This is a genomic window from Faecalimonas canis (assembly GCF_054601575.1).
Genome location: NZ_BAAHSI010000036.1, coordinates 60769 through 76335, shown reverse-complemented (window position 1 = coordinate 76335; position 15567 = coordinate 60769). Strand labels below are relative to the sequence as shown.

General features: G+C 37.3%; 12 protein-coding genes and 2 pseudogenes. 8 read left to right on the top strand and 6 right to left on the bottom strand.

Translation table 11 applies throughout. The annotated features are described in order from the left end of the window. Positions 1–156 precede the first annotated feature (156 nt). From ACYPXO_RS10200 to ACYPXO_RS10190, 3 genes are read left to right on the top strand one after another with little or no spacing between them, the layout of a single operon-like run. Positions 157–840 (top strand): SatD family protein, encoded by a 684-nt coding sequence (locus tag ACYPXO_RS10200; RefSeq protein WP_459640458.1) that lies wholly within the window; start codon positions 157–159, stop codon positions 838–840. Further along, positions 837–3464 carry an NYN domain-containing protein gene (locus ACYPXO_RS10195; protein ID WP_459640457.1) on the top strand — a complete coding sequence of 876 codons (2628 nt, stop codon included), beginning with the start codon at positions 837–839 and terminating at the stop codon, positions 3462–3464. The genes ACYPXO_RS10200 and ACYPXO_RS10195 overlap by 4 nt, the downstream gene beginning before the upstream one ends. Further along, positions 3461–3775 (top strand): hypothetical protein, encoded by a 315-nt coding sequence (locus ACYPXO_RS10190; RefSeq protein WP_459640456.1) that lies wholly within the window; start codon positions 3461–3463, stop codon positions 3773–3775. Before ACYPXO_RS10195 ends, ACYPXO_RS10190 begins: the two co-directional genes overlap by 4 nt. An 84-nt stretch (positions 3776–3859) precedes the next feature. Here the strand turns inward: ACYPXO_RS10190 and ACYPXO_RS10185 are convergent, their stop codons facing one another. Next, positions 3860–5293, bottom strand: coding sequence for a pyridoxal phosphate-dependent decarboxylase family protein (locus ACYPXO_RS10185; RefSeq protein ID WP_459640455.1), 1434 nt, complete (start codon positions 5291–5293; stop codon positions 3860–3862). A gap of 115 nt (positions 5294–5408) precedes the next feature. On the opposite strand from ACYPXO_RS10185, the gene ACYPXO_RS10180 reads away from it, so the two are divergent. From ACYPXO_RS10180 to ACYPXO_RS10165, 4 genes are all read left to right on the top strand, one after another. Continuing rightward, positions 5409–6290 (top strand): LysR family transcriptional regulator, encoded by an 882-nt coding sequence (locus tag ACYPXO_RS10180; RefSeq protein ID WP_459640454.1) that lies wholly within the window; start codon positions 5409–5411, stop codon positions 6288–6290. Between the two features lie 195 nt (positions 6291–6485). Beyond that, a complete protein-coding gene (locus ACYPXO_RS10175) occupies positions 6486–6638 on the top strand; it encodes a hypothetical protein (protein WP_459640522.1) in 153 nt (50 codons plus the stop codon). Positions 6639–7033: 395 nt separating this feature from the next. After that, positions 7034–8218 (top strand): ATP-binding protein, encoded by a 1185-nt coding sequence (locus ACYPXO_RS10170; RefSeq protein ID WP_459640453.1) that lies wholly within the window; start codon positions 7034–7036, stop codon positions 8216–8218. After that, on the top strand, positions 8211–8693 hold the full coding sequence (locus ACYPXO_RS10165; RefSeq protein WP_459640452.1) for a PD-(D/E)XK nuclease domain-containing protein: 483 nt from the start codon (positions 8211–8213) through the stop codon (positions 8691–8693). Before ACYPXO_RS10170 ends, ACYPXO_RS10165 begins: the two co-directional genes overlap by 8 nt. Here the strand turns inward: ACYPXO_RS10165 and ACYPXO_RS10160 are convergent. The 5 genes and pseudogenes from ACYPXO_RS10160 to ACYPXO_RS10140 all read right to left on the bottom strand — a co-directional run. Further along, positions 8667–9296: pseudogene (locus ACYPXO_RS10160) on the bottom strand (cation-transporting P-type ATPase); the annotation flags it as partial. The gene ACYPXO_RS10165 and the pseudogene ACYPXO_RS10160 overlap by 27 nt on opposite strands. Positions 9297–9461: 165 nt before the next feature. Then, positions 9462–9773, bottom strand: a complete 312-nt coding sequence (locus tag ACYPXO_RS10155; RefSeq protein WP_459640451.1) for a DUF3784 domain-containing protein — start codon at positions 9771–9773, stop codon at positions 9462–9464. Between the two features lie 239 nt (positions 9774–10012). After that, positions 10013–10516, bottom strand: coding sequence for a winged helix-turn-helix domain-containing protein (locus ACYPXO_RS10150; protein ID WP_459640520.1), 504 nt, complete (start codon positions 10514–10516; stop codon positions 10013–10015). Positions 10517–10646: 130 nt separating this feature from the next. Continuing rightward, a pseudogene (locus tag ACYPXO_RS10145) lies at positions 10647–11203 on the bottom strand (P-type ATPase); the annotation flags it as partial. A 279-nt stretch (positions 11204–11482) separates the two neighbouring features. Beyond that, a complete protein-coding gene (locus ACYPXO_RS10140; protein WP_459640450.1) occupies positions 11483–12334 on the bottom strand; it encodes an AraC family transcriptional regulator in 852 nt (283 codons plus the stop codon). Between the two features lie 162 nt (positions 12335–12496). On the opposite strand from ACYPXO_RS10140, the gene ACYPXO_RS10135 reads away from it, so the two are divergent. Then, a complete protein-coding gene (locus ACYPXO_RS10135; RefSeq protein ID WP_459640449.1) occupies positions 12497–15562 on the top strand; it encodes a glycoside hydrolase family 2 TIM barrel-domain containing protein in 3066 nt (1021 codons plus the stop codon). The last annotated feature ends 5 nt before the right edge of the window (positions 15563–15567 follow it).

The window sequence follows — 15567 nt, the reverse complement described above, 5'->3', positions numbered from 1 at the left end:
CTTCTTTATTTTTTGTGAAGAAATCACAACCTAAATAATGAATGAATTTATATTATTCCTAATATTATCTATATTATATAATATTCATATTTTAATGAATAAGTATTGATTATAGATAATTATAGGTATATAATCTCCTTAAAAGGAGGTGTTTATATGTTTTTCTTCTTTTTTTCTAAACCATATATATCTATTGTCGGAGAAGTTCTTTCATCAAAGAATACTGAAGAAAAAAGGCAACAGCAAAAAAAGTTGAATACTGTATTACAAACAATTAATCAAGAACATGATGAAGATATTTCTGCAAAGTTTATGCCAACAATTGAAAATGAATTTCAAGGACTTATTTGTAGAGGATGTAATTTAATGAAATTGCTTTTAGAAATTAAAAATGAGATGTATCCTGATAGAGTTCGATTTGGCATAGGTATCGGTGAGATTGAGGCGGATTTTCAATCCGAGAATGCCATAACCATTTCAGGTGCGGGTTATGAAAAAGCGAGAGAATCTTTAAAAATATTGCAAAACAGAGATAAGAAAAAACAAAAAGCATTTACGGATATCCATTTAGAAATCGCAGGAGAGCAGAATGAAAGAGTACATCTCATAAATACTATTTTTTCACTTTTAGCCACTTTGGAATTATCATGGAGTGACAGGCAAAGAGAAATCATTTATAATATGATAAAGTATCAGGATACACAGACAACTGCTGCCAGACGTCACGGCGTAACACAGTCTACGATACAGAAAACTTTAACAGCCGGAAATTATTATGCCTATGAAGAAGCATCTTCTACTTTGACGGCAATATTTTCCGAAATAGGAGATAAACAATGAAAAGCAACAAATTAACAATCGGTATATTGGCCCATGTAGATGCAGGAAAGACAACCCTTGCCGAGAGTATTTTATATAAAACAGGTCAAATTCGGAAACTTGGACGTGTAGATCATAAAAACGCATTTTTAGATACAGATGCCCTTGAGCGTTCACGAGGCATTACCATTTTTTCTAAACAGGCAAATTTTTGTTTAAACGAGAAAGAAATCACGCTCTTGGATACTCCCGGACATATTGACTTTTCGGCTGAAATGGAACGTACTTTGCAAGTGCTGGATTACGCTATTCTCGTTATCAGTGGTGCAGACGGTGTGCAGAGCCATGTACAGACACTTTGGAAACTATTGGACAAATACAATATTCCGGTTTTTCTTTTTATTAATAAAATGGATCAGCAGGGAGCAGAACGAGAATCCTTGTTGAACGAACTGCAAAACCGCTTAAATTCACATTGTATTGATTTTAGCGATAAAGTAAATAAGGAAACTTTTATGGAGAATATTGCAGTTTGTGATGAAATACTTTTAGAAAAATATTTGGAAACTGAAAATATTTCTCAAGAAGAAATCCGAACACTTATAGAAAAACGTAAATTGTTCCCATGTTATTTTGGCTCGGCACTTAAACTGGAAGGGGTTGACTTTTTTTTAGAAGGAATTTATCAATATACAAATGAAAAAAACTATGGAGATGAATTTGGCGCAAAGGTATATAAAATTTCCCGTGACCAACAGGGAAATCGTCTTAGTCATTTGAAAATTACAGGCGGAACATTAAAAGTAAAAGAAAAAATAAAAGATGAAGAGAAAATAGAACAAATTCGTATTTATTCCGGCGCATCTTATCAACCGATAAATGAAGCGACAGCAGGGATGATTTGTGCTGTTACAGGTCTTAATACTTCAAAAGCAGGTGAGGGACTTGGAAATGAGAAACATTCTGAGAAACCTGTGCTTGAACCCGTATTAACATACTGCCTTCACTTTCCGGAAGAATGTGATATGCACGGAATGTTTCTAAATTTAAAACTATTAGAAGAGGAAGAACCGGAATTACATATCGTATGGAATAAAGAAGCAGGCGAAATTCACGCGCAGGTCATGGGCGAAATTCAGTTAGAAATATTAAAAAGTTTAATTTTCGAACGCTTTCACACAGATGTTTCTTTTGGACAGGGACAGATTATTTACAAAGAAACAATTAAGGAAGCAGTAGAAGGGGCAGGACATTTTGAACCTCTAAGACATTATGCGGAAGTCCGACTCCGGTTAGAGCCGAGAAAACGGGGAAGTGGACTGCGTTTTTCAACAGAGTGCAGTGAAGATGTTTTAAATAAGAACTGGCAGCGTCTGATTTTAACACATTTGGAAGAGAAACAGCATAGGGGAGTTTTGACCGGTTCTGAAATTACAGATATGAATATTATCCTTACAACAGGAAAATCACACATTAAACATACAGAGGGAGGAGATTTTCGTCAGGCAACTTATCGTGCCGTTCGACAGGGATTAAAACGTGCGGAATCTATTTTATTAGAACCGGTTTATGAATACAGGTTGGAAGTTCCAAGTGAAATGATCGGTCGGGCAATGTCGGATTTACAGAGAATGAAGGCAGATTTCTCATCACCTGAAACAGAAGGAGAAATGAGCATCTTAACAGGAACAGCACCTGTAGTACATATGCAGGAATATCAGAAGGAAGTTCTTTCTTATACAAAAGGACAGGGACGACTCTTCTGTTCATTAAAAGGTTATGAACCGTGTCATAATTCCGAAGAAGTGATTGAAAAAATACAGTATGATTCGGAATCTGATTTGGAGAATCCAACCGGTTCTGTGTTCTGTTCTCATGGTGCGGGATTTAATGTAAGTTGGGATAAAGTAGAAGAGTATATGCATACTTCATCCCAAGAGAAAAAAATAACAAAGAACATTTCCTGTGAAAGTGTATATCTTCCACCTGTCATTGATGAGGAAGAACTATTGGAAATTTTTGAACGAACTTATGGACCGGTGAAACGTAAGAAAATCAACTTTAAAAAACAGATTTCTTCTCAGAACACTATAGGAAAACCTGTAAAAAAGAAAGAATACGAAAAAGAGTATCTTCTTGTTGACGGTTATAATATTATTTTTGCATGGGAAGATTTAAAAGAATTGTCCGAAGTAAATATAGAAGGGGCAAGAAATAAACTGATGGATATTTTAAGTAATTATCAGGGATACCGTCAATGTACGCTAATCCTTGTTTTTGATGCTTATAAAGTATCGGGAAATGTAGGTGAAGTACAGAAATATCACAATATCCATGTCGTGTATACAAAAGAAGCGGAAACTGCTGACCAATATATTGAAAAGACCGTACATGAATTAGGAAAACATTATAAAGTCACTGTTGCAACTTCCGACGGTCTGGAACAGATGATTATTATGGGACAGGGGGCAAATCGTTTGTCTGCAAAAGGTCTTTTAGAAGAAATTCTTGTTGCAAATGAAGAAATAAGAAGAGAACATCTGAATCAGCCGATAAAAAATAAGCAATATCTGTTTGACAATGTTTCAAAGGATACGGCGGAATACATTGAACAGGTAAGAAATGGGGAAATGGAAGGTTTATGAATAAAATAAAAAGAAATCTTGTTTTTTATGTCGTATTGACTATAGCGTTTTATGGTATTCCTTGGGCTATAACAGATACTGGCAGTGCAATGTTTATGATGTTGGTAATTATTCCTATAATATGTTTTATGACATCTGTTATGTATGGACTAAAAAATGGATTTAGTTTCAGTTATGTTTTGATTGCAGCAATTATTTTCATTCCAACCATATATATTTTCTATAATTCAACTGCGTGGATTTATGTGATAGCATATAGTGTTATTGCAATACTTGGAAATCTAACAGCGTTGCCATTCAGAAAAGGATAATTTTCGATTTAATAGGAAAAATACCTGTCGATACTCTTTATACTTAGACTTATCGACAGGTATTCTTTTATGTTTCATATATCATTAATGTTTCATTTCTTCGTGTAATTCTCTTGCATATGTGTCAAAAAGTTGAACTGTCGTTCTCATATCATCTCTTGTTGTTTCAGGATGTAATGCACAGATACGGAGAACTTTCTTTCCGTTTAAAATAGTTGTGAATACGGCAGCATAACCGCTTTCTACGATTTTTTCAGAAACTTTTTCATTTAATAAGTCCGCTTGTTCATCTGTCAAATCATCTGCTGTGTAACGGAAGTTAAGCATAGCCAATTGTGCTTTCGAAACAATTTCCCAGTTATCCAGTTCCTCTAATGCTTCCTGCGTCCATTCGGCAAGTTGGAAACCGTGTTCAATAGCACTTCCAATTAAACGTGTTCCAAGCACCTGTAAAGTCAGCCATAATTTTAATCCCCTTGCCGGTCTTGTCAGTTCCATTCCAATATCCCATGTATTGATATGCTCCATATCGCCCTCTACATCTTTTAAATATTCCGGATTCACATGAAAACTGTTAAATAAATGCTTAATATCTTTTACCAAAACCATAGCACAGCCATATGTCTGGAAAAGCCATTTATGTGCGTCCCAACTGATACTGTCCGCTAATTCAGTGCCTTTTAGTAAATGTCTGTATTTAGGACTGAGCAGAACGGAAGCACCATACGCTCCGTCAATATGGAACCACATCTGATTATCTGAACAAATTTTTGCAATTTCTTCAAGAGGGTCAATACTTCCTGTATTTGTTGTCCCTGCTGTTCCTATTACAACAAAAGGAATGAATCCGTTTTCCTTATCTTTTGCAATCATATCCTTTAACATATCCATATCCATTTGGAATGCGGAGTTTGTTGCGACTTTACGGATGCGACTGTTAGGAATGCCGATAATACGAAGTCCTTTTGCTACAGAACTATGTGTCTGTTCTGAAACATATGCAACACCAAGATGAAGATTTTCGTCATTCAATTTACAATCACGAGCCGCTGTAAGTGCTGTAATATTTGCCATAGAACCGCCGCTGACAAATACTCCTCCAGAATTTCCGGTAAAACCTACTTGTTTACAAAGCCAACGGAGAACTTCTTGTTCGATGCAATTTACCATAGGAGCAAGTTTGCTTCCGCCTGCATGAATGTTATAAGCCGAAGTCATAATATCCCCAAGCCACGAGATAGAAGAGGCGGGACCGGGAACAAATCCGAAAAATCTAGGGTGATTTGCATCTCCGCGATAACGGTAAACTTCATTTGTCATTTCAGAAATAACTTCATCTACAGGACGCCCTTCTTTAGAAATACCAATTTGTTTTATTTTTTCAAGCTGTCCCTTTGATGTATACCAAGTTACTTTTTGAGAATGTATGTCGTGCTTTTCAGTACAAAACTGATGTACAAATTTTTCGATTGCTTCTTCTAACTGTACACTATTTAAAATATTTTCACTGTTTATCATCTTATTAAGACTCCTCTCTTTACTATTACTGTACAGTAGTGTACACTAAACTCACATATATGTAAAATTTATATATTTTATAATATATATGATTTTTTTTAATATAGAGGTTGTTATGGAATTACGAAATATTAATACATTTTTAAAGGTGGCGGGAACGCAAAATTTTTCTAAGGCAGCAGAACAATTAGGCTATTCGCAATCTGCCGTGACCGTTCAGATTAGACAATTAGAAAATGAACTGCAGACGCAATTGTTTGAGCGTATTGGAAAACGAGTATATTTAACGGAGAAGGGGCAAGCGTTTGTCGCTTATGCTAATGACATTATGCGTGTAACAGACAACGCAAAATACTTCGCTCGACAAAACAATATTTTAGAGGGGACACTCCGGATTGGAGGTGTGGAGTCTATTTGTACCGCACTTCTTCCTGATTTGCTTTTGAAATTTTATCAAATCTGTCCAAATGTACAGGTAACAATTAAGTCAGGTACAACTGATGAATTAATGGAAATGGCTAAAAGTAATGAAATTGATTTTGTCTATACTTTGGATAAAAAAATCTTAGGAAAAGAGTGGATCCGTGCGGTTATCACCGAGGAAGAGATTGTATTTGTCACCTTGGTCGATAAAATAAATGTTCCTTCCGGTAAAATATCTATTCAACAGTTAATCGAAAAACCGTTTATTTTAACCGAAAGAGGAGCAGCGTATCAGTATGAACTCGAAAGACTTCTTTCTGAAAAGGATTTGGAAATAAATCCTATTTTAGAAATTGGAAACACAGAAACAATTATCAACCTGTTAAAGAAGGGAATGGGCGTTTCTTTTTTACCCAAATTCACGGTACAGAAAGAATTGGATAAAAAGGTGCTTTCAGAAGTACGGACAAATTTGTCGGGTGTAAAAATGTACAGTCAACTATTTTATCATAAAAATAAATGGGTTACGAAACAGATGTTAAATTTTATTGAATTGGTGGAGAAAAGATTGTAAACTTTTATAGGGGGGGGAGATGAACAGTTATCATTTATGTAAGAGTATATTATGATTTGACTATTTCGGCAAATTGTAATATCATCTAAAATGATGTTTTGTATTATAAAATATTCAAAAATACTAACAAGTTTTAAGTAATAGGATAAAAACTAAAATGCTTACGCAAAATGTACAAATAAACAGGAGGTTTTCATGAGAAAACTAGCTTTAAACGATGAAATATTACTAAAAATCGATAAACCTGCCCGCTATATCGGGAACGAGGTAAACTCGGTAATGAAAGACAAAAATGAAGTAGATATCCGTTTCGCCATGTGCTTTCCGGACGTTTCTGAAGTGCTATAATGTAGCAGTGCTAAAGAACAATATATAGTGTTGTTCTGTGATTTGAAGTACGAGATGTATGGATTGGATGAAACTAAACGAAACTGAAAATGAAAGAATGATATTGTTACGAAATTGAATTTGTTACGCAAAAATGGTAATTTGGAGTGAATATCATTCAGAATAATTAAATATAAATGCAAGGGTTATATGTTTTCTTTTGTCGAGAGAAATTAAAGGGTTGGAGTCGCATCATGGGCTTCAGCCTTTTTGTTTTCTATTAAGTATGCTAGAGAACAAAATCATTTGTGCTGGAGTATAACAATGAAGTTATATTATGGTCAAATGATATTTAGACCAATAAAAAGTAATAAAATGTGTTATAATTAGAGTAATTAATATTTGGTGGTGCTAATATGAGACTAAAAGCAGAAAATGTATTTAAACCTGGAGCGTATCCGGAATATACATATGTCTCCAGGAATTATGAAAATACAGGTATATCATATGAATTACGTTTAAAGCAGGCATTGAGAACAGCGGGTTGCCTTACATCATTAATTGGACCATCAAAAATGGGAAAGACAATCTTATGCGAGAAGGTAATTGGATTTGACAACATTGTTGAAATTTCTGGTGCGGATTTTAACAGCAACACAGATTTTTGGGCAATTGTTGCTGCAAAAGTGGGGTTGCCTTATAAAGGAGAATTGACAACAGAAAGAGAGGTTAATGAAGTAAATAGTAAGGAAACAGATAGTAAAAGTGAAAAGTATGTTCTAGCGAAAGATACCGTTATTCAATATTATAAAGAGCACGATAAAGTATTAGTAATTGATGATTTTCATTATGCTTCAAAAGAGATGCAGACAAAAATGGCACAACAGTTCAAAGATGCAATTAGAAGAGAATTAAAGGTAGTCGTAGTTTCTCTTCCGCATAGGGCAGACGATGCAATTCGACAGAATGCAGATTTATCGGGAAGATTGAGTTTAATTAATATTGAAGCGTGGGAAAAAAAGGATTTAAAAGAGATTGCTTTAAAAGGATTTAAACAACTTGACATTAAGATAACAGATGAAGTTGCAGAACAGTTGGCAGTTGAATGTCTTACATCACCACAGTTAATGCAGTATATTTGTCTGAGCATTTGCACATTGTTGGAAGACAAAAATGAGCATATTGTAAATTTTGATATGTTGGAAATGGCATATAAATTTACAACGGTTAACTTTAACTATTACGATGTGGTAAATGTAATGTCTAAAGGTCCAAATCCGCGTGGAAAGAAAAGAAATTTATACAAAACATTAGATGGAAAAGAATTGGATTTGTATGGACTGATTGTGGAATCGTTAGCCAAAAATCCTCCGATTATGGAATTAGATTTTGACACAGTTTATGACAGAATCATAAACCTTATTCCTAAAACAGAAGGAAAACCGGATAGAAATTCTGTAAAAAGTCATTTAAATAATTTACAAACAATCCTAAAAGAAAAAGAAGAAATTTATAAAGCAATAGAATGGAAAGACGGAAAAGTGTATGTTTTGGATCCATTATTTTTGTTTTATCTGAGATGGGGGAGAATGAATGGATAATATGCTGAAAGAGTATATCGAAAAGTTGAAATTAGTGGATACTGTAGAGGAATATGAGGCATTTATATTGAAGCTGCACCAGATGATGAAACAAGAATCATATAAGAATGATATTGTTCAAAATATTAGAAATAAACAGAAATATATGGTGAACAAATTTTCAAAAGAATCTACCCGTGAAAATATGTTAAAGGCAAAAGAAAATCTGTTAATCTATTTGGACAGTATTTTATGTGAAGAATATGAGGAGTCATCACAATTTATTCAAAAGGAGATTGAAAGGTATCTGCGAAATTTTTATTTCTTCTTAGAAGCGTTTAGGGAAGTAAAACCAGATAAGAGGGCATCACTTACGTCTGAAAACTTGAAAAAAATACAGATTGAAAATGAATATGATTTACAGCATTTGCTTTATGCAGTTATAAAGCCATTGTATCCGGATGCTAGAAGAGAGGCTTGCCTGGCTGACAAATAGATCTTTTGCATCCAGGATACGGACATCTGCCGGAATCATGTCCCCGGCAGATAAATGGACGATATCACCTACCACCAGGTCATCCATGGGTATCTCTGTTTTTTCCTGTCCTATGCGGGTGACGGTACAGGTCGTTGTGATCATTGCAAGCAGCTTTTCCGCCGCATTTCCGCTGCGGGATTCCTGCACAAAGCGAAGGGTACCGGAAATAAATACCATAGTTAAAATGATAACGACTGTTAAAAAATCAAAGTCCTCTGATACGCTTCCAAAGAGTGAAAAATACGGGAAAATCATATCCGTAATCGTGGAAACAACAAAAGCAAGGCAAAATAAAATAGCAGTAAAAGGGTTGATAAATGCACCTGCCACACGTTTTGCCAGGGATTTCTTTTTTTCGTGGGTGACTTTGTTCGTACCGTATTTGGAACGGTTTACGGATACGGTATCTGCTTCTAACCCCCTAAGTGTGGTATGAAAGATTTTTAAAACCTCTTTTACCGGGTTGGTTGCTGCAGATTGGATGCGACGGTTCTGTTCGTCACGGATGACTGCCTTTTCTACAGTCTGGCGAACAGCCATACGATTTTCTTTTTTGTTCATTGGTCTTACCTCCTTGAATTATTGTAGGGGCAAGGAAAATTATATGAGGGATACGGAATCTGTGGACACTCATACAATATTCTATGCCTTCGTGGACTGTCTTCAGAGTCCATGTCTTTCACCTCACAATCTTTAAAAGCTATCTATGTAAAACCGCAATGGGAATTACGGCCTGTGATATCGGTTGCCTTTTTTGATATACCAGACATCTAAGCCGGCAAGTATCATCCATGCAATCATTGCAGATACAAACCAGTGGCTTGAAAATAAGGGAAAAAATCCTTTTACCAGAAAGATGATACCGTTTAAGGCAATAATTCCTCCGATATTACGGCCAAGAGGGACAATTCGAAGTTTATCCTTCTCTTTTTGCGGCATATTTTTCCATAGGGAAAGATGGAGGTAGCCTTTTCCAAAGACAAACCAAAGACCGGCAAGGGTAAATAGGATTCCAAAAAAAATGCAGGTAAAGTCCATTGTCTGATCCTCCTTTTAGTGATAGAAGCGGTTGCTTCGTTTTGTCAGTTTCAAAAGTTTGGTGATAAGTACAATCATGGTGGCAGCACGAATCACTACCATATTTTATATATTTCTTTGACCACGAAAAGTATATAAAAAACAGTAGGGGAATCCTATGGCTAAAGTCTTGCGATTTACTTGCGATTTGGCAAGAAAATAGACGGGCTGAAACCTAAAATGGTCTCAGTCCGCCTTTCTTATAACTCATCATTAAATTTGTAACCAATCCCCCAGATGGTTAAAATGTATGTGGGAGAATCCGGGGCAGGTTCAATCTTTTTTCGCAGTTTCTGGATAAAAGCCATGATGTTGCTGTTATCTAGAAGATAATCTTCCTCCCATACTGCACGGTAAATCTGTTCTTTTGTAAATACTTCTCCACGATTCTTAGCCAAAAAATACAAAATATCGAATTCCTTTGATGTCAAACTGATTTCAGAACCTTTCATCAGGACTTTATGGCTCCTTGGATGAATTTCCAGATCACCGATTAGAAGTTCATCTGAGTGTACACCAATGGGCACCTCTGTATCTTCTAAGGCTCCTAATAACAGCGAGGATACTTCTCCGCTTATCATGTCCTGAATACCGGAAATCAGCTCTTTTGTATAAGCACTTTCCGGCGGTTCTCTTAATAATTTTTCCAAGAGCCAGATTTCAAGGGCATGATCCATGGGAATATAACTGATATTCTTTTTCATCATGGACGCCTCCTTTAAATCAACTCTTGATATTTGTTCTTATAAAAATATTTGGTTACGGAACTCAGCAGCATATAGAAAATGCCACATGCAGCAAAAAGGCAAAATACCAAAGTGGTAATTTTGTCAGTCCAAACAGTGATGCCCCGCTGGTAAACGTAAGGGTTACCTTTGTCAGCCGGATGTCCGCTGGAACACGATCACCAGCAGAAAACAGAATCAGATCGCCTACTACTAATTCTTCACCGGGAATTTCACGTAGTTCCCCATTCCGTCTTACGGTAACCTTTTCGTGAATCAAACGCTCAAGCTGTTCGGCTGTGCTTTTCGCCCGCAGCTCCTGAATTAAACGGATGATACCGCTGATACAATCATGGAAAAAATGATAAGGGCAGTAGTAGCATTCCGTGTAAAATTAGAGGCCATAAAAACATCGGTAACAAGAGAAACAATACCTAAAATAAATAGAATCACATGAAATGGATTAATAAACGCTCGCCGCAATCGCTGGATGGTGGTATCTGTTTTACGTTCCTGAAAACTGTTTTTGCCATATCTTTCCCGCATTGCATCCACCTGTTCTTTGGATAGCCCAAGGGCAGATGTACCAAGATCCCGGTAGATTTCTGGCGGCTTACAGTAAGCGTACTTTTTGATACGGCTGTCAAATAGTGTTGCTTTCGACAAAAATAGATTCCTCCCTTCGTAGTATAAGTAAGAATATTTTAACATAGAGTTGTGAAAATGACAGATTTATATTCTTGCTTTTTTCTTGCGATTCGTTGGAGGGATTTATTCTAAACGCTACGACCTTTTCAGAATAGGTAAAGTATGGCAGAATAAAATTTTTTTAGGAGAAGCATTATGGCAAAACAAAAAACGGGAAATACATTTTTGGAAGAGCAGATTGGATATAAAGAAGTTTTACGTCTATAATATAAAATTGATTTGAAACTATGCGCTTTCCTAAATCTTATTATTCCGAAATTCCGATGGACGAAGTCCCGTCTGTTTTTTGAACAGTCTGCTGAAATACAGCGGATTATTATACCCAACGATGGATGCCACCTCGGATACAGAATATGTAGTAGTCCGGAGCAGTGTCTTTGCATTTGTGATCCGGAGATTTAGTATATACTGCATGGGAGTTACGCTATTGTAACGTTTAAAGCTTCGGATAAACCAGCTGATACTGAGGTGTTTGTCCATGGCGTACTGCTCAATCGATATTTCTTCTGCAAAATGTTCATTAAAATACTGTGTAGCTTCTTCCATTTCTTTTTGCAACATCCGGTTCTGGGAAGAGATGCCCATAGGAGCCTGGCGGCTAATCAGAAGGAACAGTTCCCTGAGCAGGAGAGATAAGTATTCTTCATAATGAGGACGGGTAAGCTGGAGTTCCTGAATCATTTTTCGGAAAATCTGATGATATTCCGTAGAGTTTCCAGTCTGGATAATCTGTCCGGATTCAAACAAATGGTATTCTCTTAAAATATTTTTTACATTATTACCGGTAAAATGAACCCAGTAAACTTCTGTCTGGTCTGTCCCATAATAAACATATCTTTGCATTTCCCGTGGCTTGTATAAAATCATATGTCCGGCCTCTATAATCTCTTTCTTGCCATTCAAAAAGAAATGACCTTTCCCTGCAGCAATATAAAGCAATTGATAGTCAATCCTTCCCCGGGGGCGATACGTGGGAAGCTTGGGCTGGTGGATCAGCCGGTATGTCCCACAGCTTCCCACTACTAGTGGTTTGCTCTTATCTTTAAAATCCAATAATGAATTATGCAGATAACCAGAGTTGATATACATGATGCGTCTCGCACCTCCTTTAAACAAGTAGGCTTCTGTTAAAGATAGTGTATCATTTCGTGCATGTTTTGTCCAATAGAGTTTATGGACGAATAGTGTAAAAATAGCGTAAAATAATGATAAACCAAAGGAAAAATCATAAAAATAAAGGGGGAAAATATTATGATCGTGCCAAGACATTACGAGGACTTAAAAATAATGCATGAAAACACTATGCCCAGCAGAGCATATTATATGCCAGCTTCCCATGATATGGGACCACTGGTAGAGGATCGTTTTTCTTCAGATCGGGTTATCTGTCTGAATGGAACATGGGAGTTTCAGTATTTTAACAGTATCTACGATTTGCAGGAAAAATTTTACGAACAAGGATATGACTGCAGCAGATTTACACAGGTAGAGGTGCCGGGGGTGTGGCAGAATTACGGATATGACAGCCACCAGTATACTAACGTGAGGTATCCGATTCCACTGGATCCGCCTTATGTTCCACAGGAGAATCCATGCGGAGCCTATGTCAGGAAATTTTACTATGAAATACCAGAGGAGGCGCCCAGAGCATATCTGAATTTTGAAGGGGTGGATTCCTGCTTTTATGTCTGGGTAAATGGAAAGTATGTAGGTTACAGTCAGGTTTCCCATGCCACAAGTGAATTTGATGTGACGGAAGTTCTGAAAAATGGGGAGAATACGCTGGCGATACTGGTTCTGAAATGGTGTGATGGAACTTATCTGGAAGATCAGGATAAATTTCGAATGAGTGGAATCTTCCGGGATGTGTATTTTGTGAACCGCCCGGAAAATGTGGTCTATGACTACTTTACAACTACCGAAATCCAGGAGGAACAGGCAGTAATTACAGTACAGGCTAGTTATCAGGGAAAGGCAGTGCCAACAAAACTTACTTTGTATGATGCAGAACATAAGGAGATTGCTTCTCAGGTATTTCAGGAAAATACAGGTACTGTTTATACACATAAAGCAGTAATTCTTGTAAAAGAGCCAAATCTGTGGAATCCGGAACAGCCGTATTTATATACTCTGGTTCTGGAAACGGAAGGGGAAGTGATTACAGACCGGATTGGCCTCCGGGAAATCTGTGTCAAAGATGCAGTCCTTTATGTAAATGGAACCGCCATCAAATTCAAAGGGGTGAACCGTCATGACTCCGATCCAGTAACAGGGTTTGTGATTGGACTGGAGCAGATGAAGAAGGATCTGCAGATGATGAAAGAAAGCAACTTCAATGCAGTCCGCAGCAGCCATTATCCGAATGTGCCTTATTTTTACCAGCTCTGTGATGAATATGGATTCTTTGTGATTGCAGAAGCAGACAATGAAAGTCATGGAACCCAGTCCCAGTATTTAAAAGATTCCAATTGGGAAAATGTAAGCAGGAAATGGAATGAACGGATCTCGGACAACCCGGAATTTATCCCGGCAACTCTGGATCGTACAAAACTTTGTGTACACAGGGAAAAGAACCGCCCTTGTATTATTATCTGGTCTATGGGAAATGAATGTGGTTATGGCTGTACTTTTGAGGAAGCTTTAAAATGGACAAAAGGGTTTGATTCTACAAGGCTCACCTGTTATGAAAGTTCTTTTTATCGCAGCGACAGAAGGAAATATGATTACAGTAACATTGATATTTTCAGCCGGATGTATCCTTCCCTGGAAGAAATTCAGGAATATATGGACAAAAAACCGGACAAACCTCTCCTGTTGATTGAATACTGTCATGCCATGGGAAATGGACCGGGAGATTTAGAAGACTATTTTCAAATAATTTATGAGTATGATGTCCTCTGCGGCGGCTTTGTGTGGGAATGGTGCGACCATGCCATTTATCAGGGACAGGCTGCTAATGGAAAAGAAAAGTACCTTTATGGAGGTGACTTTGGAGAAGAAGTCCATGATGGGAATTTCTGTATGGACGGCCTGGTATATCCGGACAGAACACCCCATACAGGGCTTTTGGAATACCAGAATGTGTACCGTCCGGCAAGAGTGGTGTCTTTCTGTCAGAAAACAGGGGCGCTGTGTCTGGAAAACTATATGAACTATGTGGATTTAAAGGATTATATCTATTTGGTATACGAAGTAAACTGTGACGGAAAGCTGCTGGAGAAAAAACAGTTCATTTTGCAGGAGTCTGTACTGCCTCACAAGAAAGGAACTATTTTGTTGGATATTACCGTTCCAGACAGCGGAAAATGTTATTTGAAAGTATCTTATCATTTAAAGCACGGTACCAGTGTTATGGCGCAGGGCAGTAGGATGGGATTTGATGAAATCCTTTTGAAAAATCAGGATGGAAGAAACCAGCAGGCAACAGCTTTGTTGGAAACTCAGGAACAGAAAGAAGCAGAGGTACAGGTTTCTGAAACAGATCGTTTTCTTTCCATCCGGTCAGATACATTCTTCTATGTTTACAATAAACTTTCGGGTTTATTTGAGCAATTAAGTGTAGATGGAGAGGAACTTCTGGAAACCTCTATGGAACTGAATATCTGGAGAGCACCTACGGATAATGACCGGAAGATCAAACAAGAATGGATAGATGCCGGATATGACCGGAGCAAAGCCAGGGCTTATGATACTCATTGGGAAATGAATGGGGAAGGAATTCGGATTTACAGTACGGTGTCCGTGGCTGCAGTAGCAATTCAGAAGATTTTGGATATAGAGGCCGTATGGAAGATTTACAGGACAGGAGAAATATCTGTCAAAATGCACGTCAAAAAGGATAGGGAATTTCCGCAGCTTCCTAGATTTGGCATCCGCCTGTTTTTGAGGGGAGAATATGAAAATCTGAAATTTTATGGATTGGGACCGCACGAAAGTTATCGGGATAAATGCCGTTCCTGCAGCCATGGATTGTATGATACAACGGTAGAGGAACAGCATGAAGATTATATCTGCCCGCAGGAGAATGGAAGCCATACAGATTGTGATTATCTGATGTTGGAAAAGGAGAATCAGACCGTTACAGCAGTATCTTCCAGGCCGTTTTCCTTCAATGTGTCTTATTACTCACAGGAAGAACTGACGAGAAAGGCACACAATTTTGAATTGGAAAAATCGGGAAGTACCATTGTCTGTCTGGATTATGCACAGAACGGCATTGGTTCCAACAGCTGTGGTCCGGAACTACGGAAAGAGTACCAGTTTACAGAAGAAACCTTTACATTTGATATGAAGTTTTTATTTGGGAAGGAATGGTAGGAACA

Coding starts and splice junctions, on each gene's coding strand:
- ACYPXO_RS10200 (WP_459640458.1), top strand. CDS start 157: ATGTTTTTCTTCTTTTTTTCTAAACCATATATATCTATTGTCGGAGAA.
- ACYPXO_RS10195 (WP_459640457.1), top strand. CDS start 837: ATGAAAAGCAACAAATTAACAATCGGTATATTGGCCCATGTAGATGCA.
- ACYPXO_RS10190 (WP_459640456.1), top strand. CDS start 3,461: ATGAATAAAATAAAAAGAAATCTTGTTTTTTATGTCGTATTGACTATA.
- ACYPXO_RS10185 (WP_459640455.1), bottom strand. CDS start 5,293: ATGATAAACAGTGAAAATATTTTAAATAGTGTACAGTTAGAAGAAGCA.
- ACYPXO_RS10180 (WP_459640454.1), top strand. CDS start 5,409: ATGGAATTACGAAATATTAATACATTTTTAAAGGTGGCGGGAACGCAA.
- ACYPXO_RS10175 (WP_459640522.1), top strand. CDS start 6,486: ATGAGAAAACTAGCTTTAAACGATGAAATATTACTAAAAATCGATAAA.
- ACYPXO_RS10170 (WP_459640453.1), top strand. CDS start 7,034: ATGAGACTAAAAGCAGAAAATGTATTTAAACCTGGAGCGTATCCGGAA.
- ACYPXO_RS10165 (WP_459640452.1), top strand. CDS start 8,211: ATGGATAATATGCTGAAAGAGTATATCGAAAAGTTGAAATTAGTGGAT.
- ACYPXO_RS10155 (WP_459640451.1), bottom strand. CDS start 9,773: ATGGACTTTACCTGCATTTTTTTTGGAATCCTATTTACCCTTGCCGGT.
- ACYPXO_RS10150 (WP_459640520.1), bottom strand. CDS start 10,516: ATGAAAAAGAATATCAGTTATATTCCCATGGATCATGCCCTTGAAATC.
- ACYPXO_RS10140 (WP_459640450.1), bottom strand. CDS start 12,334: ATGTATATCAACTCTGGTTATCTGCATAATTCATTATTGGATTTTAAA.
- ACYPXO_RS10135 (WP_459640449.1), top strand. CDS start 12,497: ATGATCGTGCCAAGACATTACGAGGACTTAAAAATAATGCATGAAAAC.